Raw genomic sequence first — 22,956 nt, 5'->3', positions numbered from 1 at the left:
TTGCCAGGGCAAGGGGGAGGAAGGCCAGGTCAGGCGCTCGATGCCGCACTGGCCCGGCGCAGTTCCAAGTCGTGTTCGATCCGCTTCTCAGTGGATTTGTTGATTTCGTAGCGGAACAACAAGGCGATCCCGAGCAGGAAGGGGATGGCGCAATAGACACTGACGGTCAGGCGGATGCCCTGCACCACCGAAGGCGACTGCACGGCCGCGTCTCCGTCGTAGCCATAGGCGGCCAGGATCGCCGCCACCAGTGCGCCGCCGATGCTCAGGCCCGTCTTCAGGCCACACAACATGGCCGAAAAGATGATCGCCGTGGCGCGACGGTGGTTGCGCCATTCCGAGTAATCGGCGACATCGGCGATCATGGCCCACAGCAACGGCGTGCTGATCCCGTAGAAGAAGCCATGGAGCATGTAGGACAGCATCACCAGGCCCACCGCGTCGGGCGGATAGAACGCGTAGGCCAGCAGACAAAGCGTGGACAGGAACAGCGAGCCACCGAAGACATCGCGCTTGCCGTAGCGATCGGCCAACCGACGCGAGAAACAGATGCCGCCGATCATGCACAGCACGCCGCCGGCACTGAACACGCTGAAGGCCGAGGTGGGCGCGTCCTGTGGCCAGTGGAAGCCGGCCAATCCCATGCCAATCAAGCCACGGTTGAGGCCCGCGATGGCTCGATTGACACCGACCGCATCGACGAAATGGGCCAGCGCCCCGGCATCCAGGTAGTACTTGAAGTAGTAGACGTACATGCCCCCCTTCAACGCCAGGGTGACAAACACCAGGATGGTCAACAGCAACATGACGCGCCATGGACGGTTACGCACCAGGTCGGTCAGGTCCTGGCGAATGCTCGACCCTTCCCCTGACACCGGCACCACCCGCTCGCGGGTGGTGAAAAAGGTGATCAAGAAGAACACCGTGCCGATCACGGCAAACAGGGCCATCGTGTACTCGAAGCCGCGCGCCTTGTCGCCATCACCCAGGATCAGCACCAATGGCAGCAGCAGGACCTGGATGATGAACTGGGCAATCATCACCGCCACGAAGCGATACGAGGACAAGCTGTTGCGTTGATCCATGTTGCCGGTCAGCACGCCACTGAGCGCCGAGTACGGCAGGTTGTTGGCCACGTAAACCAGCATCAGCAAGGTGTAGGTGGCCAGGGCGTAGGCCGTCTTGCCAGCCTGGCCCAGGTCCGGCGTGGTAAAGGCCGACAGCGACAGCACCCCGAACGGGATCGCGGTCCACAGGATCCAGGGCCGGAACTTGCCCCAGCGCGTGCTAGTGCGGTCAGCCAACACGCCGATGACGGGGGTGAAAACGAACGCCCCCAGCAGGCCGACGACGAAGATCACCTTGGCCGCACTGGCCGCCGGAATGCGATAGACATCGGTGTAGAAGAACGCGAGGAAGGTCACCAGGGTCTGGAAGATCAGGTTGGCTGCCAGATCGCCCAGGCTGTAGCCAATCTTCTCGCGGACCGAGAGCTTGCCCGTGGCGTCGGTCATGCGCATCTATCCCTCAAGGCCAGCGTAGATCGATCGACTGGATCGTGTCGCATGTCCCCTTTTCAACGCCATTGTTTGCGCCACCTCACCGCTCCTGTGTTGGCGAATCCGCGGCAGGATTGCGCGCTTTGGCGATCCCCGCATCTCGCTGCGCGCAAATTATGATAGCGCTATCATTTGTGGGTCACGCTGCGCAGCAGCAAAGCGTCGAGCGCCTGTCTCGCAAAACGTTGTACCCATGCACGGTGCCCTGCGCCTTGCTTTCAGGCTCAGTCCCTATCGTCGCGCAAACGCCGGGGCGCATGCGGTGCCCTTGATCGAATGATCCATCCAGCCACGGAGCTCGCCGAATGCCGCAACCATTCCAAACCACCCTGCCCCGCTGCGTCGTGCGACCTGCCGCCAGTCCTACCAGGACCCTGACCGCGCCTCGGTTACGCCAGGCCCGGCCGCGCCTGGCCGCGCTGACGGCCGCCTTGATCGCGCTCTCCAGTATCACAGCCTGTGCCGCCCAGCCCCAGAGTCCTCAGACCTTGAAAGACACCTATCGTGGTGATTTCAACGTGGGTGTCGCCATCGGCGATGGCGTAGTCAGCGGGACAGACACCTGTGCCCGCCAGGTGGTGCTCTCGCAGTTCGACAGCATCAGCCCAGAAAACACGCTCAAGCCCGAAGTGCTGCACCCCAAGCCTGGCGTCTACGACTTCAGCAAGGGTGACGCGTATGTGGACTTTGGACGCGCACATGGCATGTTCGTGGTCGGACATACGCTGCTGTGGCACATCCAGACCCCGGCATGGATGTTCACCGATGCGCAAGGCACCTCACTCGATGCCGATGCCCAACTCGCTCGCTTGCGCGACTACATCCAACGGGTTGCCGGCCACTACGCGGGCCGCGTGCAAGGCTGGGACGTGGCCAACGAAGTCATCGACGCGCATGGCGGTTACCGGGAGAGCCCGTGGCTGAAGAATGTCGGCGACGGTGATCGCCTCCTGCGCGAAGCCTTCCAGGCCGCTGCCCGCCATGCGCCGCAGACCGAGCTGTACTACAACGACTTCGATACCTACAAGCCGGACAAGCGCGCCGGGATCGTGCGCCTGGTCAAGATGCTGCAAGCGGCGGGATTGCGCATCGACGGTGTCGGGATGCAGGGCCACTGGGGCCTGGATCGCCCCTCGATCGCGGAAATTGAACAGACCATCGACACCTTCTCCGCGCTTGGGGTCAAGGTCATGATCACCGAGCTGGATATCGACGTCCTGCCGCAGCCTGCCCAGACCGAAGGCATGCCCGCGGACCAGCGACTGGCGCTTCCCACCGACCCGGTCGCGCGCCGCAAGCTGGACCCTTACCCGGATGGCCTGCCCGAGGACATGCAACGACGCCTGGCGCAGCGTTACGCCGACCTGTTTGCGCTATTCCATCGCAAGCGCGCGGCCATCTCCCGGGTGACCTTCTGGGGCGTGCAGGACGGTGGCTCCTGGAAGAACGATTACCCCGTGCAGGGCCGCAGCAACTATCCCTTGCTGTTCGACCGCCAGTGCAAGCCCAAGCCCGCGCTCGACGCGGTCCTGCGCGTGCCGACACAGCTCACCCCCTAGATCCCTGGCGCGGGCGCGAAGGCTGCCGCGCCGTAGAGAAAATGCGGAGGCGACGATGCCGGCGTCCCGGGGAGGAACCCGCCGACATCGCCGCACCCGCGCCGGTCATCGTGCATGCGCGGTGACCGGCCGAACGGCGTGATGGTTCAGTCGCTTTCCACGGTCAACTCGGTGCTCGCGCGAATGTCCGCACTGGATGCGCCAACCTGCACCTCGTAAGCACCCGGTGTCACCACATAGCCCGCAGCGGACTCGTCGTAATGGCGCAGGTCCTTGGCCGGGGTGAGTGCAAAACGGACTTCGCGCGTCTGGCCCGGCTGCAGGTGGACGCGCTGGAAGCCACGCAGGTCCTTCAGCGCCCGTCCTGGCGTTGCCTGGCGTGGACGCAGGTACAACTGCACCACTTCGTCGCCCGCACGCTCGCCTTGGTTGGTGACCTTGACCGTGGCAGTGAACGTCTCGCTCTGGCCGACGCGATCGTGGTCCAGCGACAGCTCGGAATACCCGAACTGCGTATAGCTGAGCCCGAACCCGAATGGGTACAGCGGCTCGCCGTCGAAGTACCTGTAGGTGCGCCCGGCCATGGCGTAATCGTCGAACGCAGGCAGCGTTTCCTCGGCCTTGTAGAAGGTCACCGGCAGGCGACCGGCCGGGTTGATCTTGCCGAACAGCACGTCGGCCACCGCATTGCCGCCGTCCTGGCCGGGATACCAGGCCACCAAGATCGCCGGGAGATGCGCCTTGGCCCAATCAACGCCCAGCGCCGACCCCGTGGTCAGGACCATCACCACCGGCTTGCCGGTGGCCTGCAGCGCCTCGAGTAGCGCCTGCTGGGTGGCTGGCAGGCGGATGTCGGTGCGGTCGCCGCCGGCAAAGCCCGGGTAATCGACCTTCATCTCCTCACCTTCCACGTCCCCGGTCAGGCCGCCGACGAACACCACCACCTCCGCGTCGCGCGCCGCATCCAAGGCCTGCTGCAAGGCCGGCTTGGCGCCCGGCATCGCCCAGCCCAGGCGCACGCCGGCATCGCGTTGCCCGTCGTAGTACTCGAGCTTGATCGCGTAGGCGCGACCGGCTTCCAGGGCAAGCGTGGTGCTCTGCGCCTGCATCCGGTCACTGTCCTGCCAGTGGTCCAGCACCAGCTTGCCGTCCAGCCACAGCCGCACGCCGTCGTCGGCGGCCGCCTCGATCCGGTAGTCGCCGGACACCGGGGGCAGTAGCTGTCCGGTCCAGCGGATGCTGAAGTCGTCGTTGGGCAGCGCCTGTTCGCCGCTGGCCTCGCCACGTGCCATCAAGGTGTCCGTCGGCGAGCCGCGGTCCCAGCGGAAGCCGATCTGGGTATCGGTCCGCACCAATGCCGGCGTGCCGGACAGCGTCCGGTTGCGGAAGTACTCACCGCGCAAGCCGCGCTCGCTGGAATCCTTCGACGGTCGCAGGTACTGCGGTTCAATCAGCGGCGTGGCCGAAGGATCATCGCGGCCCGGCACCAGATCGGCGCCGCGTGCATAGACCACCTGTGCCTGCGGCGCCGCCGCGCGGATGCCCTGCAGGATGGTCACCGGGTTGGCCGGGGTGCCGTAGTAGTTGCCCAGCAAGGCCATGGTGTCGTCGGCGGTCGGGCCGATCACCGCGATGCGGCGCGTCGCCGGCGACAGCGGCAACACGCCCTCGTTCTTCAACAGGACGATGGATTCCTGCGCCGCCTTCCGCGCCAGCGCGTCGTGCTGCGGCGACTGGACCACCGAGTAGGGGATCGCGTTCCAGCGCACCTGCTGCGGCGGGTCGAACATGCCAAGTCGCATCCGTGCGGTGAACAGCAAGGTGGCCGCGGCATCGAGCTCGGATTCTGGAATCAATCCCTTGCGCACCGCCACCGGCAGCGCCTTGGCATAGGTGCTGCCGCAGTTGAGTTCATCGCCGTTCTTGACCGCCAGCGCGGCGGCCTCTTCGGGTGTGGCGACGATCTTGTGGTTTTCCCAGATATCGCGAATGGCCCAGCAGTCGGACATCACGTACCCGGTAAAGCCCCAGTCCTTGCGCAAGGTGTCGCGCAGCAGGAACTGGCTGGCGCTGGCCGACTCGCCATAGACCCGGTTGTAGGCGCCCATCACCGCATCGACCTGGCCTTCCTTGACCAGGGCTTCGAACGCCGGCAGGTAGGTCTCGTAAAGATCGCGCCTGGACGGATGCACATCGAAGTGGTGGCGGTCGGCTTCGGGCCCGCTATGCACTGCGAAGTGCTTGGCGGTGGCATCGAGCTTGCGGTACACCGGGTCATCGCCCTGCAGGCCGCGCACGAAGGACACCCCCATGCGCGCGGTCAGGTAGGGGTCTTCGCCATAGGTTTCCTGGCCGCGGCCCCAGCGCGGATCGCGGAAGATGTTGATGTTGGGCGACCAGAAGGTCAGCCCCTGATAGCGGCCGCGCTCACCCTGGGCGCTGAAGCGGCTGTACTTGGCGCGCGCCTCATCGCTGATTGCGCTGGAGACCTGGTCCATGAGCGGGATATCGAACGTCGCCGCCATGGCAATGGCCTGTGGGAACACGGTGGCGCTGCCGGCGCGCGCCACGCCATGCAGCGCTTCGTTCCACCAGTCGTAAGCCGGCACGCCCAGGCGTTCGATGGCCGGCGCATCGTTCTGCATCTGCGCGGCTTTTTCTTCCAGCGTCATCGCCTTGACCAGCAACGCGGCGCGCTGCTCGAAGCCCTTGCTGGTGTCCAGCCAGGGCCGCTCGGCATTGGCCTGTGCGTACACGAGCGATGGCAATGCCAGCAACGTCAAGGCCAGCGCGCCCGCGCGCAGCCGTGGATGGCCCCGCCCTTTCGCTGAAAGCCTCGATGTCGTGGGCGCGCCAAGGCGGACGAAGTATGGGTTGTGCATGTCAGAGATCCTTTCCGCTGGATGGGCGCGGACGTTCGTCGCGGGCGTAAGGCCCGATCATGGCGCCGACAAAACCGCCGGCGACCTCGGTGCTGAGCAGGGTTCCGTCTGCGTCTTGGACCAGCCACTGCAGGCCGTGCCCGTCGTCGTATCCAAAGCCATAGGCGCCGCCGTCGGCCTGGATCTTCAATTGCACGCGCTCGTTGACTGGCTGAAGTCGGTGGCTGGCCACTACCGTGGCCGGCGCATCGCCTCCGCGCTTCTCCAGGAACACCTCAGCATGTGCGCCCGTGCGGCGCACGCCCAGGAAATACCAGAAGCGCTCGTTCTGGAACGCCGCGATTCCCGCAGCGGTGCCGGGCGGCGGCAGCGCCAGCGCGGTGCTGGATTCGAACGCCAGGTGCTGCTGGCGACGGGCCAGGAATGAGGGATTGCCCAGCGTGTCCAGGCCTGCGGCGAGCGGATGGATGGTCAGGTATCCCGGTTGCTTGCGCAGATCGAACCACGGCGCCTTGGGCATCCGCACCTGCAGCCAGGCACGCCCAAGTGTTGGCTCATCGAAGTCGTCGCGCCAGCTGAAGTTGCCGGTGTTGGGCGCCTGATCCTGTTCGCCGGTCATGAACGCAGGCCCAGGCACTACGTAGGGAATGGCCTTGCCGTGCGCCAGGATCCGCGGCCAGCCGTCGGTCCAGGTCACCGGCAGCAGATAGGTCTCGCGACCGGTGTTGTAGTGCACGCCGGCATAGTTGCGACTGGCCAGGAACACCGCCCACCAGCTTTCATCGGGCCCCTGCACCAGATCGGCATGACCGGCGTTGGTGATCGGCAGGGCGCGCCCGGGCGGCAGGTCGCGCTGGGTCAGGATCGGGTTGTCGGGATTGGGCTGATACGGCCCCCATACCTGGCGGCTGCGCAGCACCACCTGCGAGTGCTGCGGGCCGGTGCCGCCTTCGGCCGCGGACAGGTAATACCAGCCATCGCGCTTGTACAGATGCGGACCCTCGATCCAGATCGGCTGCTTGGCCGGCTCCACGCCACCATCGATCAGTACCTTGCGTGGACCAAACGGGGTCCGTGTGGCGAGGTCGATCTGCTGCATCCAGATGGCGCGATGCCCCTCATAGCGCGGCGTGCCCTCCGGCGCATCGTTGTTGATCACATAGACCTTGCCGTCGTCGTCGAAGAACAGCGACGGATCGATCCCCTCGATTGACTTGAGCCAGATCGGATCGGACCATGGCCCTGCCGGATCGGTCGCGGTGGCGATGAAGTTGCCCCCACTGTCCACCGCGGTGGTGATCACATAGAACGTGCCGTCGTGGTAAGAGATGGCCGGCGCGAAGATGCCGCGCGACACGCTGAGCCCATCGAAGTCCAGCTGTGAGGGGCGTTCGATCACGTTGCCGATCTGGGTCCAGTGCACCAGGTCATCGCTTTGGAAGACCGGAATGCCTGGGAAAAAGGTGAAGCTGGAATTGACCAGGTAGAACTTGCCCCTGGCCGCCACCACGCTGGGATCGGCATGGAACCCGGCCAGGACCGGGTTGCGGAAGCCGCCAGCCGGCACCGTACATTCGAAGGCCACGTCATGACCGGTGTATGCAAACCAGTCGAACACCGCATCCGGCGCTGGCGCATCGGACGATGGCGCGCCGGCCCAGGCAGCGCCAAGCGTCGCGAGAAGCACGACGCCCAGCACGCGCGCGGCCCATCGGCGAGATCGCGATGATCGTCTGGTGGGACGTGGCCCTGCCGCGCCACGCCGGGCGACGGGTGCAATGAAGCCAGTCGATTGAGCGATCGGGATTGCGTTGATGGTCATGGCAGCGCGGCAGGCCCTCATGGGATGGGAAGTTCGAACGGCCCGGCCGGCAGGCCGTTTCCGTCGTAAAGGGTGACCACCGGGCTGTCGGCCCAGCCATAGCGCACGCGGGTGGCCTGGGCTGCCTGTTCGGCGCGCAGCAGCACCCGGTCGCCCTCGATCCGGGCGCTGGCGTAGCGGCAGCTGGCCTGGGTGGCGCCGCATAGCTCGAAACCCACCGGGCCTAGACCGCCGTAGGCGATTAGTCCGGCTTCCACCTCGCCAAAGCGCACCGACACCGCATCGCCTTCGTGCCGAGCCGTCAGCGGCACCGGGCCGGACGCCGGCATCGCTTCGCCATAGACCACGTGCCGCGCCGCGCGCGCCAGCCGCCGGCCCAACTCCTGTTTATTGGCAGGATGGATGTCGCCACGCTCGCCAATGTCGATGGCCACGGCCAGCGCAGAATGTGCGTCCTGCGCCACTGTTGCGCGCTGTGCCTCGCGCAGCTGCGCCCATTCGCTGGCGCCAGGCCGGATCGGCGCCGGGCCGAAATTGGCCAGTTGTACGACCAGCAGCGGCAAGTCCTTGCCGAAGTAGGCGCGCAGGTCGCTGCGATAGCGGTCCAGCAGCCCCGCATAGCGCGACGCTTCGCCCGTATTGGACTCGCCCTGGTACCAGAGCACGCCACGCAGGCCGTAACCCGCCAGGGGCGCGATCATGCCGTTGAACAAGGTGCTCATGCCCGAGGCCGACATCCACGGCGCCGTTGGCGGATTTCCAATTTCCTTGGGGACGGTGCGGTAGTGCCAGTCGGCCAGTGGCACGCGCGTCCCGTCGGCCAGCGCCAGGGCCTGGCGCGCGGCCGGGCCGCCGATCCCGCCCAGTCGATAGGTGTTGACGACGTTGACCACCACCGTGTTCCGGCCCGCATGCAGGGTGCCGCTGGGCAGTGGGTAATGACGGCCGCTATCGGCTCCGTAGCCGCTGCCGGCCACCACCCCATTGACCCAGGCCAGGTCGATCTCATCGACCGGCCCCAGTTCCAATGACGCCGGCTGCGCGGCCTGGCCGGCATCGAGTTCCACCGTGGCGCGATACCAAGCCACGCCAACTACGTCCGCCAGTGCCGGCGCCAGCCACTGCTGGGAAGGCGTGGCCGCGGTCCACGGCCCTGGCGCATCCGGCTTCCACGGCGCGTCACCGGCCTGGCCGGCAAGGCCTTGCCACCAGTGTTGCCACAGCGCCCCCCAGCGTGCCGTGCCGGTCGCCGGATCGCGCGCGTACAGGGCCAGCACGTCCAGCGCCGCAGCTTGGCCACCCGCCTGGCGTAGCGCATCGGCACTCATCCAGGCTTCGATCCTTGAGCCTCCCCAGGACGCATTGATCAGCCCCATGGGCACGTCCTGGTGCTGCTGCAGCTCGCGCGCGAAGTAGTAACAGGCCGCGGAAAAGTCCGCCACGCTTTGCGGCGTCACGGGCTTCCAGCTCAGCGGCGCCTCGAACCCAGGCTTGGGCATGGGGCTGCTGACCTTGGGAATGGTCAGCAGGCGCATGCGGTCGTTGCCGGCGCCGCCAATTTCCGAAAGCGCATCCAGGCTGCGATTGACCGGTAGTTCCATGTTGGATTGGCCGCTACACAGCCACACATCGCCGACCAGCAGGTCTTGGACACGCTGCACCTGTCCTGCGGCCTTCACTTCCAGTTCGTAAGGACCACCGGCGGCCAGGGCCGGGAGTTGCGCCCGCCACGCGCCGTTGCGATCGGCACGCACACGGACCGTGCGATCGGCCATGCGCAGCTGGATGTTTGCGCCAGCCTCCGCTTGGCCCCAGACCGGGATGGGTTGGTCGCGCTGCAGGACCGCATGGTCCTGGAAGGGCGCTGCCAACAACGACGCGGCGCTGGCCGGGAGGGTGGCCAGCGCCGCACCGAGGACAACCAGGTGAGCCACAACGCGGCAAGGCAAGGCACGGGGAAAGCCGCTCATTGGGTGTTCCCCGGCGCAAACGGAAAGGACAACGACGTGTAGTAGGACAGCGGGTGCGATGGTGCTGGCTCGCCAGGCGGCAGCGGGCGCTGGCTGAGGCTCATGAAGTACGCCACGCAGGCATCGCGCCACCACATGGCCTCGCGCTGCTGGATCGCCAGGAAGGTGGCCACTTCGTCATGGCGCTGCGGATCGATCTGGCCGGAGAGCGATGCCCAGGTCGCGCGCATGGCCTTTACTTCATCCACGCCGTGCCCGTAGCGCTGCACCAGCGCGGCCCATAGGGTCTGGCCGGAGCGCATGCGATAGTCCCAAGGGACGTGGTGAAACCACAGCAGATATTGCTCGGGCACCTGGGACAGGTCGGCAAACCGACGCGCCACAGGCGCGGCGTACTGGGCCACGGCGTTGCTGCCGCTGCCGGTGCGGTCAAAGCCGATGCCTTGCGCATCGGCCCGGTGGTAGTACACCGGATCCCAGTCGGGCCGTTCGCTGCCCGCGTCCCATGGCGCCGGGCCGTAGTGATGACCACGGCCCATCAGGTGCGCCAGCCCCAGCGGCGTCATGTAGTCGACCGCCGCCTCGCGCGATCGCATCATCATCGACACCACCGGCTGCACCACCTGCGGCGCGTTGGAGAAGGTCATGCGCGCCCAGTCGTCGGCCACCTGGCGTGCGTCGGCCATCGGGTTCCAGGCCATGCGGCCGAACACATACCAGTTGGCCTGGTCGAACTGCGAGCCCGTCCAGTTGCGATCGCTGCCGACATTGGCCACGCCCGCCATGCCGGTGATGCCGGCCTGCTGCAGCGAGCCGTCGATCACCCGTGCCACCGTCGATCCCCTGCCCTGCGCGTAGGTATCGGCGCGCAGCGTCTCCTGATACAGCGGCCCCAGGTACACCAGGTGCGTGGCGAATCCCAGGTACTCCTTGGTGATCTGGAACTCCATCATCAGTGGCGTCTGTGGCATGGCGCCGAACAGCGGATGAAAGGGCTCACGCGGCTGGAAATCGATGGGGCCGTTCTTCACCTGCAGCAACACGTTGCGACGGAACTTGCCATCCAGAGGAACGAACTCGTCGTAAGCCTGCTTGGCACGATCTCCTGCGTCTTCGTGCGCATAGACGAACGCGCGCCACATCACCACGCCATGATGCGGCGCCAGTGCGTCAGCCAGCATGTTGGCGCCGTCGGCGTGGCTGCGGCCATAGTCCTGTGGGCCGGGCTGCCCTTCGGAATTGGCCTTGACCAGCAGCCCGCCGAAGTCCGGAATGGCGCGATAGATCGCGCTGACCTTGTCGCGCCACCAGCGCCGCACCTGCGGGTCCAGCGGGTCGGCCGTGGTCAGCCCGCCGATCTCCATCGGTGCGCTGAACCTGGCGCTCAGGTAGATGCGGATGCCGTAGGGGCGCATCACGCGCGCCAATGCCGCGGCCTTGGCCAGGTACTGTGGCGTCAGGCTCTGGGCACTGGCATTGACGTTGTTCAGCACCGCGCCGTTGATGCCAATGGACGCGTTGGCGCGTGCATAGTCGGTATATCGAGGATCCAGCCAATCGGGCAGTTTCTGCCAGTCCCAGAGCGACTGTCCGGCGTAGCCGCGCTCGACGCTGCGGTCCAGATTGTCCCAATGGTCGAGCACGCGTAGTTGCAGGTCGGGGTGTTCGCGGACCGCCAGCGTCTGCGACAGCTGGGTGGTCTGCAGCAGCCGCAGCAGGTGGAACACGCCATAGAGCGTGCCGATGTCGTCGTTGGCTGCCACCACGATGGCGGCATGGCCGTCGATCTTCGCGCCGCGGATCAGATAGCCCTCGCGGCCCAGGCCCTCCAGCGGCAGCTTGAGCGTGGCGATGTCGGGAGAAGACGCCGGTGTGCCCACCACGATGGCGCCATCGGCCTTCACCGCGTCGAGCCGCTCGGGCCCCTGGTCAAGCAGTCCTTCCAGCCCGTGCAGCAATTCATCGCGTGCGGCCCGCTGGGTCGCTGTTTCAACCGGCGCCAGCACGCCACGCGCAAGCGCACGGTATGCAGGAAGGACCGTGGCCGGCAGCGACCGATAGCGTAGCCACAGGTCGTAGCCGTCCTCGGCGTGGGCCGATTGAACCGACATCAGCAAGGCCACCGCCAACAGGCAGGTGATGTGCCAGACGCGTCGGCAGCAGCCCTGGTTCACGGAAATCCCCCCTCCGCACGGGCCAGGCAGGCCGGGAAACTGTCGCCGCTGAAAGCCGCGCCCGCTACCATGGATTTGCCAGGGACCGACCGGCCGGTCCCCGGCCACCGGCACCGCCTGCCCTCGCCCGTCCCCAACCCCGCAGCTCTGCTGCGCCGGCGCCAACGAACTACCTGGAAGGTCCTGCCTTGAACATTCCCAAGAAATCCGTCCGTCGCAAGGGCCGCGCCACCACCATCGACGAGGTCGCCGTGCTGGCCAAGGTGTCGCCGATGACGGTCTCGCGCGTAGTCAACGGCAAGGGCAATGTCCGCGAGGCCACCCGTGCCCGCGTGCTGCGCGCCGTGGACAAGCTGGGCTACACGCCCAACCTGGCCGCCAGCACGCTCGCGGCCGCCCAGAACACCCGCATCGCGTTGATCTACACCAATCCCAGCGGGGCCTACCTTCGTGAACTGCTGGTGGGCGTGCTGCACGTCGCCTCGCGGACCGCCATCCAGCTGGTCATCGACTACTGGGACGGCCTCGACCCGGAAGGCGAGCGGCTCGCCGCCCGCCGCCTGGCCCGCGGGGTGTCCGGGGTCATCCTGCCGCCACCGCTGTGCGAGTCCGAAGCCGCCGTACACGAACTGGTGCGGGCCAAGGTGCCCGTGGTGGCCATCGCCTCGGGACGCTTCAGCGACCGCATCAGCTGCGTGCGCATCGACGAATTCGGCGCCGCGCGTGAGATGACCGAGCACCTGATCGCCGCCGGCCATCGGCGCATCGGCTACATCCGCGGCCGTAGCGACATGACCGCCAGCGAGCATCGCTTCGAGGGTTTTCGCGCCGCGCTCGATGCGGCGGGCATTCCCTTGGACCGACATCTGGTGCAGCCCGGCGAGTACACCTATCGCTCCGGCATGCTGGCCGCGGAAAAGCTCCTGTCCCGCCGCATCCCGCCCACCGCCATTTTCGCCAGCAACGACGACATGGCCGCCGCTGCCGTGTCGGTGGCCCATCGGCGCGGACTCGACGTGCCGCGCGACCTGTCGGTGGTGGGCTTCGATGACAGCTCCTCGGCCACGACGGTGTGGCCGGAGCTGACCACGGTTCGCCAACCGATCGAGACCATGGCCGACTCGGCCGTGGACATTCTGCTGCGCAGCATCCGCAGCGGCGAGTCCAGCGAACGCAACATCGTCAACGAAGTCTTCGCCCATCAACTGGTGCAACGTCAGTCGGTGGCACCGCCGCTCGACGCGGCGGTCCCCAAGGGCGGCAAGTAGCGAAAGCGCCATGGCCGCTCCCTGCAACGCTCAGCGCAGCAGGTATTGGTTGACCAGGTTTTCGTAGGCTTCCTGACGGCCGCTGGTCTGCGCCGGCTCGCCGTTGCCGCGTGCGTGCTCTGCCAGTGCGGCCAGATCCAGCTTGCCCGACGCGAAATCCGCACCGGCGCCGCTGTCGAAGCTGGCATAGCGTTCCTTGCGCCAGGCTTCCAGCGGCGAGGACTCCAGCAGGGCATGAGCCACCTCCAGGCCGCGTGCGAACGCATCCATGCCGCCAATGTGCGCGATGAACAGGTCCTGCGGATCGGTCGACTCACGCCGCACCTTGGCGTCGAAGTTGAGCCCGCCCGGCGCCAGGCCACCCTGGCGCAGCACCACCAGCATGGCACCCACGGTGTCGTACAGGTCGCTGGGGAACTGGTCGGTGTCCCAGCCGTTCTGCGGGTTGCCGCGGTTGGCGTCGATGCTGCCCAGCATGCCGGCATCGGAGGCCACCTGAAGGTCATGCTCGAAGCTGTGTCCGCTCAGGGTGGCGTGGTTGGCCTCGATGTTGAGCTTGAAGTCCTGGTCCAGGCCGTGCTGGCGCAGGAAGCCGATCACCGTGGCGCTGTCGAAGTCGTACTGGTGCTTCATCGGCTCCATCGGCTTGGGCTCGATCAGGAAGTTGCCCTTGAAGCCAATGCTGCGACCGTAGTCGCGGGCCATGGTCAAAAAGCGCGCCATGTTGTCCTGCTCGCGCTTCATGTTGGTGTTGTGCAGGCAGGCATAGCCTTCGCGGCCGCCCCAGAACACGTAGTTCTCGCCGCCCAGTTCCACCGTGGCCTCGATGGCCGCCTTGACCTGCACGCCGGCGCGCGCGACCACATTGAAATCCGGGTTGGTCGACGCGCCATTCATGTAGCGCGGGTGGCTGAACAGGTTGGCCGTGCCCCACAGCAGCTTCATGCCGCTGGCGTCCTGGCGCCGCTTGGCCTGGGCCACCATGTGCTTGAGGTTGGCCTCGTACTCACCGATGTCTTCGGCATCGGGCGACAGGTCGATATCGTGAAAGCAGTAGTACGGCACGCCGAGCTTGGTGAAGAACTCGAACGCCGCGTCGGCCTTGGCCTCGGTGCGCTCCAGGGGCTTGCCGGGCGCATCCCACGGATAGTTGCGGCTGCCCGGGCCAAACGGATCGGCGCCGTTGCCGCAGAAGCTGTGCCAATAGCACACCGCAAAGCGCAGGTGCTCGGCCATGGTCTTGCCGCCGAGCTTCTTGGCCGCGTCATAGACCTTGAAGGCCAGCGGGTTGTCCGAGCCCAGCCCTTCGAAGGGGATCGAGCCGATGCCGGGGAAGTATTCTTTGGCGCCAATCAGGATGTTGCTCATGTCCGTATCCTCGTGTTCTTAGGGGAATGCCATCAGGCGTCGCGCGGGCTGATCGCCCGCAGATTTGAAAGGAAGTGCTGGTAGGCATCCCGATACGCTTTCGCGCGGCCCGGGTCGGGCTGTGTGGACAGGGAGGCATCCACCTGCAGATGCTCCAGCACCACCGTCGCGAGTTCGTCGTCGCCATCGCCGCAGGCCCACAGCGCCTGCAACGCCGCGCCAAACGCCGCGCCTTCGGGCTGGTTGGGCACGTGTACCGGCAGTTCGAATACATCGGCCACCATCTGGCGCCACTGCGCGCTCTTGCTGCCGCCACCAGTGAGCAGGATCGTGTCGAACTGCAGTCCGGCGTCGACGAAGGCGTCAAAGCCATAGCGAATGCTGAAGGTGGCCCCTTCCATGGCGGCGCGATACATGTGCGCGGCGGTGCCGTTGTGAGGATTCATGCCGAACAGGCAGCCGCGCGCCTGCGGTAGGTCCGGCGTCCGCTCGCCGTTGAGGAAGGGCAACATCGATAGGCCGTCGGCACCCGGTGCCGTGCCTGCGATCGCGTCCTCGCACTGGGCGCGGCTCATGCCGAACATGCGCATGACATGCTCGGTGGCCACGGTGCAGTTCATGGTGCAGATCAGAGGCAGCCAGCCGCCACTGGACGAGCAGAACGCGGCCCAGCGCGCCGCTTGATCCACTACAGGCCGGTCGGCATACGCGAACAGGGTGCCCGACGTGCCAAGACTCATGGTCAGCCGTCCCAACGTGACATTGCCCGTCCCGATGGCCGCCATCATGTTGTCGCCACCGCCGGTGGTCACGCGCACATCGCCCGGCAACCCCAGTGCGCTGGCGGCGGAAGCGGAAAGCGGGAACGTGGTCCCCGCCTCGACCAGGGCTGGCAGGGCCTGGCGCAGATCGCGCTCCGGATCGATGGCACGCAGCATCTCCTGCGACCACGTGCGTGTGCGCACGTCTAGCCAACCGGTGCCCGATGCATCGCCGGCCTCCATGAAGCGCTCGCCGGTGAGCCAGAAGTTGATGTAGTCATGCGGCAGCAGCACGGTGGTCATGGCCGCATAGGCCTCGGGCCTGTGCTGGCGTGTCCAAAGCAATTTGGAGGCCGTGTAGCCGGTCAAGACCGGGTTGCCGGCGAGCGCGACACTGCCCTGCGCGCCGCCCACCGCGTCCATGATCTCCTCGCACTGCGCGTGGGTGCTCGTATCGCACCACAGCTTCACCGGCGCGGTGACCTGGCCATCGGCCGCGACCGGGACAAAGCCGTGCTGCTGCCCCGAGACCGCGATCCCCCGCACGCGATCGCGCAGTTCCGGCGCGACGGCGCCGAAGCAATCGATGATGCCGTCGATCCACCACTGCGCCAGCTGCTCACGGGTTCCGTCGTCTTCACTGATCAGCTCCAGCGCAGACGAGGTGGTGGCCACCACTTCACGCAACTTGGGGTCGTAGACCACCAGCTTCACGCTCTGCGTGCCCACGTCCAGGCCGACATACAGGCTCATGCCATCACGCCCTTCTGCCCGATCGAAATGCCCCTCGCCCGGAAAACTGTTAGCGCTATCATTTGCTCCTCCAAAAAAAGACGGAAAGACCTGCCATCCGCCGCGGATCGATGCTTGCCAAGACGCGACTCTAAGCAAGAAGCCGGCAAAAGCCATGCTGCAGCGCGCCAACCGCGCTTGGTGCCCCTCCCGCTTGGGTCCGGGCAGAACAGAGACCCTCGCGCCGTTTGACCCGTCTACCGCATCAGCCGCGGATCGACGTCATGACCCCCATTGGATCTGGTCGAGCTTCTCAATCCAGGTCGGGCACGGCATGCAACGCCCAAAAGAATTCGGATTCGTTCACGTGCCGAATTCAGCGTGCTTGCCGTGACCGGGGCGGAAGGTGCGCGAAGAATGTAATGGCTCAAGCCGGGCAGCGAGTTCCCGCTGGTCCGGCTGCTAAAGCTGCCCTTGATGGACGCGATGCGTTCGGCGTCAGATGTCCATCGAACACCGAGTCGTCGAAGCGGATGTCCAAGTCCTGCCCGCCTTCCATCGGCTATCCAGGCGTTAGCCGGGGAACGCGGAAAGCGACCTCGACACGGGCGGGAATGCTCAGAAATGGCTGGACGGCATTGTGCAATTTGATCAAAATATTACCCGATTCGGCCAGCGGCCTCACCTCCAATGCGAGGATCAACACACACCATGTCCAGTGTTGCCATTAGTGACGTGATTGTGCCCAGGGACGTCGACAGCGTCCCTCGCCCCGTCGTGGCCTTGAGCGCCACATCGGTGACGAAGGACTGGGAGAATGCGCAGCATCGGCACCACAAGGCGCAGCTGATCTACTCCGTTCGCGGCGTCCTGAACTGCGAAATCGAAGACGGTGTCTGGATCGTGCCGCCGCAGTGCGCGATATGGATACCGGGAGACCTGTCCCACGCGGCGCGGGGTGCGGGTGAGACGGAATGCTATTGCCTGTTCGTCGAGCCAGACGCCGCACCGGATCTTCCGAAAACCTGCTGCACGATTTCGGTATCGCCCTTGCTCCGCGAGTTGCTACTGAAGGTCGCCGGCTTTCCTGAGCTATACGCACTGGGGGGACGGGAAGACCGATTGATTGCCGCGTTGCTCGATGAGTTGGTGGCAGCGCCGGTGGAAGACCTGCATCTGCCCATGCCGCGCGACCCACGGTTGCGCCGCCTCGCCGAAATGATGCTGGCCGATCCCACGGACAAGACCTCAAAGGCCGATTGGGCTATCCGCATTGGCATGAGTGAGCGAAGCATGAGCCGTCTTTTGCTGCACGAAATTGGAATGAGCTTCGGGCGCTGGCGTCGGCAACTGCATGTGATTCTTGCGCTTCAACGCTTGACCAAGGGCGAGAGCGTGCAAACCGTGGCATTGGAACTGGGGTACGAGAACGCCAGCGGGTTCGTGACCATGTTCCGCAAGGCGGTGGGTAAGCCTCCTGCACGTTATCTCTCGGAACGCGTGAGCGGCAGGGAGCTTGCTTCCGTGCCTGGCATCATGCTTCCCGATGAAATCTCCTCCTGACGGGATCAGGCTGTCCTGGCTCAGGACAAGCGGCCAGCCTCCGTCGTCAGTTGGCGTCCCTTGCGGAGCTGCCGACATTTCGCACACGTCGTGGTGATGGTGAAGACCGACTGCTCGTCGATCGCAAAGCCCTCCGCGGATGCCAGCGACCGCAAGTGTTCACGCAACGCCAAGTCTTCGATGAAGACCAGCCGCGCGCCACAATGACATCGCAGTGTGCCGCACTGTTCGTTCGACGCCCTCGGCTTGATTGCATAGAACGCCCGCCCACGCGCGCCTTCCGTGCGAATCAACAATCCAGCAGCACATAAATCATTCAAAGCCCGGTAGATCGATCCCAACGTGAGCCTTTTGAATTGTGTGCCGAGGATAAGATACGTCTGACTGGCATCGAGACAGCTCGGGGCTGCCCTCTCCAAGGCACTCAACACACTGGCACGAGTGACCGTCGCGCGCAGCCCGGTCGCCGCCAAACGTTGTTCCTGAGACAACACCGGCGATCTGGCATCGTCACGGGCTTTCGCAGCCTGTCTGTGTTTGCCTGATGGCAGCTTCTTGCTACCGAATGATGCAATCAAGTCAACAATCCGACGCGAGTCATCGTGCGGCTTCATATCGTTATTCCTTCGCCATGCCAGACCTCGGCTGTTTCGCAATGCGAAGCGGCTTGGCTCACGGTTGGTCTGGGCGCCAGCGCGACGGCGACCTCGCCGCCTCGCCGGCGCCTGTCGAAGCTATTGCGACGCGGCCTGTTCCCATCCGCCACCAAGCGCCTTGAACACACTGATGCGTGCCGAGCCCACTCGCTGGTCGGCCGAAGCCACCTGCGACTTCGCCTCGATCAAGCTGGTCTGCGCCACGATCACGTCGAGATAGCTGATGGAGCCGGCCCGGTAGCGCTGGTCAGCCAGCCGGAACGCGTTTTCGGCCCGATCACGCGCCTCGACCAGGGCATCGCGCTGCTGCATCGCCGCGCCATAGCTGCTCAACGACTGCTCCGACTCTTTCAGTGCGTTCAGCACGGCACCATCGAAACTGGCCAGCGATGCTGCGTCTTGTGCCCGCGCCTGTGCGATACGACTGCGTGCCACGGTCGTATTGGGGAACGTCCAGGAAATCAGCGGACCAACGGAGAACGACCAGGTGCGATTGCCCTTCAGGGAGTCGTTGCGCAGGTAGTTACCCGAGGCGCCCAGCGTGACGTGCGGATATAAGTCAGCGACGGCGACGCCGATACGGGCGGTGTCGGCTGCCAGCTGGCGTTCGGCCTGACGTACGTCAGGCCGGCGGCGCAGCAGCGCAGCGCCATCGCCGACCGGCAACGCACCGGCAATCTCGGGCGCCCTGGCGCAGGTCCGTGCGGGTCCCGGCACTTGCGAGGGCGTGCGTCCCATCAATGCGGCTAGCTCGAACAGCGCGGCGTCGCGCTGGCCTTGCAATGGCGGCAAGGCGGCTTGAGCCTGAGCCAGCGTCACGCCAGCGCGCTCCACATCCAGATGCGAAGCGGAGCCAGCGCGCTCCTGGCTGCTGACGATATCCATGCTGCGCCTGGCCAGCGCAATGGAAGAGTTCGCGACGTCGATGGATTCGCCATAGCTGCAAGCGTCCACATAGGCCCGCGTCGTTTCTGCAACGACGACCACCCGGGCGGCATCGTAGGCAGCGGCAACCGCCTCGGTGTCGGCACGTGCGGCCTCGATGTCGCGCCTGACCCGGCCGAACAGATCGACCTCATAGGAAACATCGAGCCCGCCGGTGTAGCTCCACTGTTTGGGAGCTTGGCCGGTGCCCGTCCATTTGGTCTGGTCGCGTCCGTAGCCTGCGCCTGCCGATAGGTTGGTCGAGGGCAAAAGCCCGCCGCGCGCTTCCTTGTAAATAGCCCGCGCGCGATCGAGATTGGCCAGTGCCACGCGCAGATTGGTATTGGCTGACAATGCTTCCTGCACCACGTCGTTGAGTGCGGGATCGTTGTACAGCTTCCACCAGTCGGTGGGCAGCGCTGCGGCGGCATCCGTATCAGGCGATTGGCTGACAAAGGGCCCGGCTGCGGTTTCCGGCAACGCCGGGGTGTGATAGTCAGGGCCACTGACGCAACCGGCGATGAGGGCAGCAACGGCAATTGCCAGGAAGGTCGCACGCCAAGCATGAAGCGCTGGCCGGCACGGAGCCATAGTCCCTGCTTCAACGTAGATTGATGGCAACTTAGAGTTCGACACTGGGAGCCTCCGCAGTAGCAAGTTCACGAGCGCGAGGGCTTTCCGCTGCCGCACGATGATCCTTGGCGATGAAGCTGTAGATGGTGGGCAAAACGAACAGCGTGAAGAAGGTGCCGATCAGCATGCCCATCACCACGACGATGCCGATGGAGAAGCGACTTGCCGAGCCCGCGCCGTCGGCGAACAGCAACGGCACCAGACCCGCAACCATCGCCGCCGTGGTCATCAACACGGGACGCATGCGCACCGCCGCAGCCTTCTCGATGGCTTCGATGCGGCTCACGTTGTCGTGGTGCTGGATGTGGTTGGCAAAGGTGACCATCAGGATGCCGTGCTTGGAAATCAGACCGATCAACGTGACCAATCCGATCTGCGTGTAGATGTTGAGCGTCGCAAAGCCCAGCCACAGCGGTACCAGCGCGCCGCAGACGGCCAGCGGCACCGTCACCAGGATCACCAGCGGATCACGCAGGCTCTCGAACTGAGCCGCCAGCACCAGGAAGATGACCACCAGCGCAAAGCAGAACGACACCAACAAGCGGTTGCCTTCCTGCACGAACTGGCGGCTATCACTGAGCCAGTCCACGCTGGTGCCGGGCGGCAACTGCTGCGATTGCAGAAACTTCACCGCTTCGCCCATGCTCACGCCCGGGGCCGGCAGCATTTCCAGCGTGGTCGAGTTCATCTGCCCGAACTGGGTGAGCTGGTTCGCCTGCGGCCGCATCTCGACGTGAGCCACGGTCGACAGTGGCACCAGCGCGCCGGAGGTCGCCTTGACATAAAACCGTCCGAGGTCTTCCGGCGTCATGCGCTCGCCGTCACGCACCTGTGGAATCACATCATAGGAGCGGTCGTGGAAGTTGAAGCGATTGACGTAATTCCCACCGACCAGCACGGCCAAGGTATCGGCGACGGACTGCATGGTCACGCCCATTTCGCTGGCTTTCGCATTGTCGACGGTGATGTGCGCCTGCGGACTGTCGTAGGACAGGTCGTTCTGCACATAGAGGAACAGCCCGCTGGCATAGGCCGCCATCTTGAGCTTTTCGCCTGTCTCGTAGAGGGTCTTGAAGTCGTCGGGCGAGCGCAGCACCATCTGCACCGGCAGGCCTCCGCTGGATCCTGGTAGCGGGGGCAACTGCACCGCGGTCAAGGTCTCGCCATCGATGGCGCCACCGGCCGCCTGGATCTGGCCCTGAATGTCAGCAGCCGACCGCTTGCGCTGCGACCAGTCCTTGAGGATCGCGCCACCGAGCATCATGTTCTGGCCGCCGGCGGAGTCGCCGATATTCATGAAGCTGCTATCGAACTCGGGAATCTGCTCGAACAGCTTTTCGATCTGTTGCGCATAGCGGGCGCTGTAGCCCACACCGGCATATTGCGGCGCCTTGGTGACGACGATGACGACGCCCTGATCCTCCGTCGGTGCCAGCTCGCGGCGGGTGCCGGTGAACAACACCACGATCGCGACCAGCACGACCGCGCCAACCAGCAGCACCGCGCCGCGCGCGGCCAGGGTGTGGGCCAGCAGACGTCCATAGAATGCCGTCAGCCGTTCCATGGCGTGTTCGATCCGCTTCGCCAGCCTTCCCTCGCCCTGCTTGGAGTTGAGCAACATCGAACTCATCACCGGTGAGAGCGTCAGCGCGACGATCCCCGAGACGATCACCGAACCGGCCAGCGTGAAAGCAAACTCCTTGAACAGCGCGCCGGTCAGCCCGCCCATCAGGCCGATGGGCGCATAGACCGCCGCCAGCGTGATCGTCATGGCGATCACCGGCCCAATGATTTCGCGAGCGCCGAGCAGTGCCGCGCGCACGGGCGTCAGTCCTTCCTCGATGTGGCGGTGGATGTTTTCCACCACGACGATCGCATCGTCCACCACCAGGCCGATCGCCAGCACCATCGCCAGCAGTGTCAGCAGATTGATCGAGAAGCCGCAGGCCAGCATCAGCGCCGCCGTGCCGACCAGCGACAGCGGGATGGTGACAACCGGGATGATGACGGCGCGGAAGGTGCCGAGGAACAGGAAGATCACCACGATCACGATCACGATCGCTTCGATCAGCGTGTGCTTCACTTCCTCGATGGACGCGTTGACGAAGCGTGCCACGTCGTAGTTGGGGGCCACGCTCAGCCCCGGAGGTGCCATCGCGCGGATCTTGGGCAGCAGTGCGTTGGCGTTCTTGACGATCTCCAGCGGATTGCCATCGGGCGTCGGCTGCAGGGCGACGAAGATGGCAGGCACGCCGGTGGCGAACGACAGGTTGTTGTAGTTCTGACCACCGACTTCCACCGTGGCGAGATCGGACAGCCGCACCACCCCGCCACCGGTGCTGGATTTGACGACCATCTGGCGGAAGTCATCGACGCTGCGCAGATCGGTGGCCGCGCTGATGTTGGTGACGGTCAGCGAACTCTTCAGCTGGCCCGGCGCGGCTTGCACGTTATTTGACCGCAGCGCGGCCGAAATCTCGCCGGCCGACAACCCATGCGCCGCCAGCCGCACCGGGTCGATCCAGATACGCATGGCCAGCGGCTGGCCGCCATAGACATCGGCCGAGGCAACGCCCGGAATACTGGTGAACAGCGGCTGCGCCACGCGGGACACGAAATCCGTGACCTGCGGGATCGACAGGGTCTTGCTGTGGAAGGCGATGTACTGCACCGCCGTGCCGCCTTCAGTGGACTTGCTGATGACCGGATCGGTGACACCCGCCGGCAACTGGTACTTGACCTGCTGCACCTTGGCGAGGATTTCCGTCATCGCGCGATCGGCGTTGGCGTTGAGCACCAGGCGCGCCTTGATCTCGCTCTTGCCTTGCGTGGTGGTCGAACTGAGGTATTCGATGCCGCTGGCGGTGGCGATGGACTGCGCGATCGGCGTGGTGACGAAACCCTGCATCACGTCCTGGGTCGCACCCGGAAGCGTGGTGCTGACCGTGATGGTGGCGTTTTCTAGATAGGGATACTGCCGGACGGGGAGCAGGAACACGGCGGTGGCCCCCATCAGCAGGATCAGCAGGCTGACGACCAGTGCGAGGATGGGTCGGCGGATGAAGATGTCGGTGAAATGCATGGC

At 65.4% G+C, this 22,956-nt stretch carries 13 protein-coding genes; 3 read left to right on the top strand and 10 right to left on the bottom strand.

Annotation, left to right across the window (positions count from 1 at the left end):
• Positions 1–29 precede the first annotated feature (29 nt).
• Positions 30–1,514: an MFS transporter gene (locus ACORQU_RS17440; protein ID WP_491642322.1), complete on the bottom strand. Its 1,485-nt coding sequence runs from the start codon at positions 1,512–1,514 to the stop codon at positions 30–32.
• 419 nt (positions 1,515–1,933) lie between these two features.
• Between ACORQU_RS17440 and ACORQU_RS17435 the strand changes: the two genes are divergently transcribed.
• Positions 1,934–3,118, top strand: coding sequence for an endo-1,4-beta-xylanase (locus tag ACORQU_RS17435; RefSeq protein ID WP_491645162.1), 1,185 nt, complete (start codon positions 1,934–1,936; stop codon positions 3,116–3,118).
• Between the two features lie 146 nt (positions 3,119–3,264).
• Here ACORQU_RS17435 and ACORQU_RS17430 read toward each other — a convergent pair whose 3' ends face one another.
• From ACORQU_RS17430 to ACORQU_RS17415, 4 genes are read right to left on the bottom strand one after another with little or no spacing between them, the layout of a single operon-like run.
• A complete protein-coding gene (locus tag ACORQU_RS17430; RefSeq protein ID WP_491642321.1) occupies positions 3,265–6,000 on the bottom strand; it encodes a glycoside hydrolase family 3 protein in 2,736 nt (911 codons plus the stop codon).
• Position 6,001: 1 nt separating this feature from the next.
• Positions 6,002–7,822: a glycoside hydrolase family 43 protein gene (locus ACORQU_RS17425; RefSeq protein ID WP_491642319.1), complete on the bottom strand. Its 1,821-nt coding sequence runs from the start codon at positions 7,820–7,822 to the stop codon at positions 6,002–6,004.
• Positions 7,823–7,839: 17 nt separating this feature from the next.
• Positions 7,840–9,792: a sialate O-acetylesterase gene (locus ACORQU_RS17420; protein ID WP_491642318.1), complete on the bottom strand. Its 1,953-nt coding sequence runs from the start codon at positions 9,790–9,792 to the stop codon at positions 7,840–7,842.
• Positions 9,789–11,966: an alpha-glucuronidase family glycosyl hydrolase gene (locus ACORQU_RS17415; RefSeq protein WP_491642317.1), complete on the bottom strand. Its 2,178-nt coding sequence runs from the start codon at positions 11,964–11,966 to the stop codon at positions 9,789–9,791. Before ACORQU_RS17415 ends, ACORQU_RS17420 begins: the two co-directional genes overlap by 4 nt.
• Before the next feature lie 188 nt (positions 11,967–12,154).
• On the opposite strand from ACORQU_RS17415, the gene ACORQU_RS17410 reads away from it, so the two are divergent.
• The gene (locus tag ACORQU_RS17410; protein ID WP_333909490.1) at positions 12,155–13,234 is read left to right on the top strand and encodes a LacI family DNA-binding transcriptional regulator; all 1,080 of its coding nucleotides are present in this window, start codon (positions 12,155–12,157) and stop codon (positions 13,232–13,234) included.
• 30 nt (positions 13,235–13,264) lie between these two features.
• Here ACORQU_RS17410 and xylA read toward each other — a convergent pair whose 3' ends face one another.
• Both xylA and xylB read right to left on the bottom strand, forming a co-directional pair.
• Positions 13,265–14,602: a xylose isomerase gene (gene xylA / locus ACORQU_RS17405; protein ID WP_491642315.1), complete on the bottom strand. Its 1,338-nt coding sequence runs from the start codon at positions 14,600–14,602 to the stop codon at positions 13,265–13,267.
• 32 nt (positions 14,603–14,634) lie between these two features.
• Positions 14,635–16,116 carry a xylulokinase gene (gene xylB, locus ACORQU_RS17400; protein WP_491642314.1) on the bottom strand — a complete coding sequence of 494 codons (1,482 nt, stop codon included), beginning with the start codon at positions 16,114–16,116 and terminating at the stop codon, positions 14,635–14,637.
• A 690-nt stretch (positions 16,117–16,806) separates the two neighbouring features.
• Here xylB and ACORQU_RS17395 point away from each other — a divergent pair.
• Positions 16,807–17,658 carry an AraC family transcriptional regulator gene (locus ACORQU_RS17395; RefSeq protein ID WP_271645940.1) on the top strand — a complete coding sequence of 284 codons (852 nt, stop codon included), beginning with the start codon at positions 16,807–16,809 and terminating at the stop codon, positions 17,656–17,658.
• Between the two features lie 20 nt (positions 17,659–17,678).
• Here ACORQU_RS17395 and ACORQU_RS17390 read toward each other — a convergent pair whose 3' ends face one another.
• The 3 genes from ACORQU_RS17390 to ACORQU_RS17380 form a co-directional block, all read right to left on the bottom strand.
• Positions 17,679–18,272, bottom strand: coding sequence for a Fur family transcriptional regulator (locus ACORQU_RS17390; protein ID WP_491642313.1), 594 nt, complete (start codon positions 18,270–18,272; stop codon positions 17,679–17,681).
• A gap of 120 nt (positions 18,273–18,392) precedes the next feature.
• The gene (locus ACORQU_RS17385; protein ID WP_491642312.1) at positions 18,393–19,859 is read right to left on the bottom strand and encodes an efflux transporter outer membrane subunit; all 1,467 of its coding nucleotides are present in this window, start codon (positions 19,857–19,859) and stop codon (positions 18,393–18,395) included.
• Position 19,860: 1 nt separating this feature from the next.
• A complete protein-coding gene (locus ACORQU_RS17380; protein ID WP_491642311.1) occupies positions 19,861–22,953 on the bottom strand; it encodes an efflux RND transporter permease subunit in 3,093 nt (1,030 codons plus the stop codon).
• Between the last annotated feature and the right edge of the window lie 3 nt (positions 22,954–22,956).

It is taken from the genome of Pseudoxanthomonas sp. JC1303 (assembly GCF_058448525.1).
Note: the sequence above shows the minus strand (reverse complement) of the source record. Positions and strands in the feature narration are given on the sequence as shown.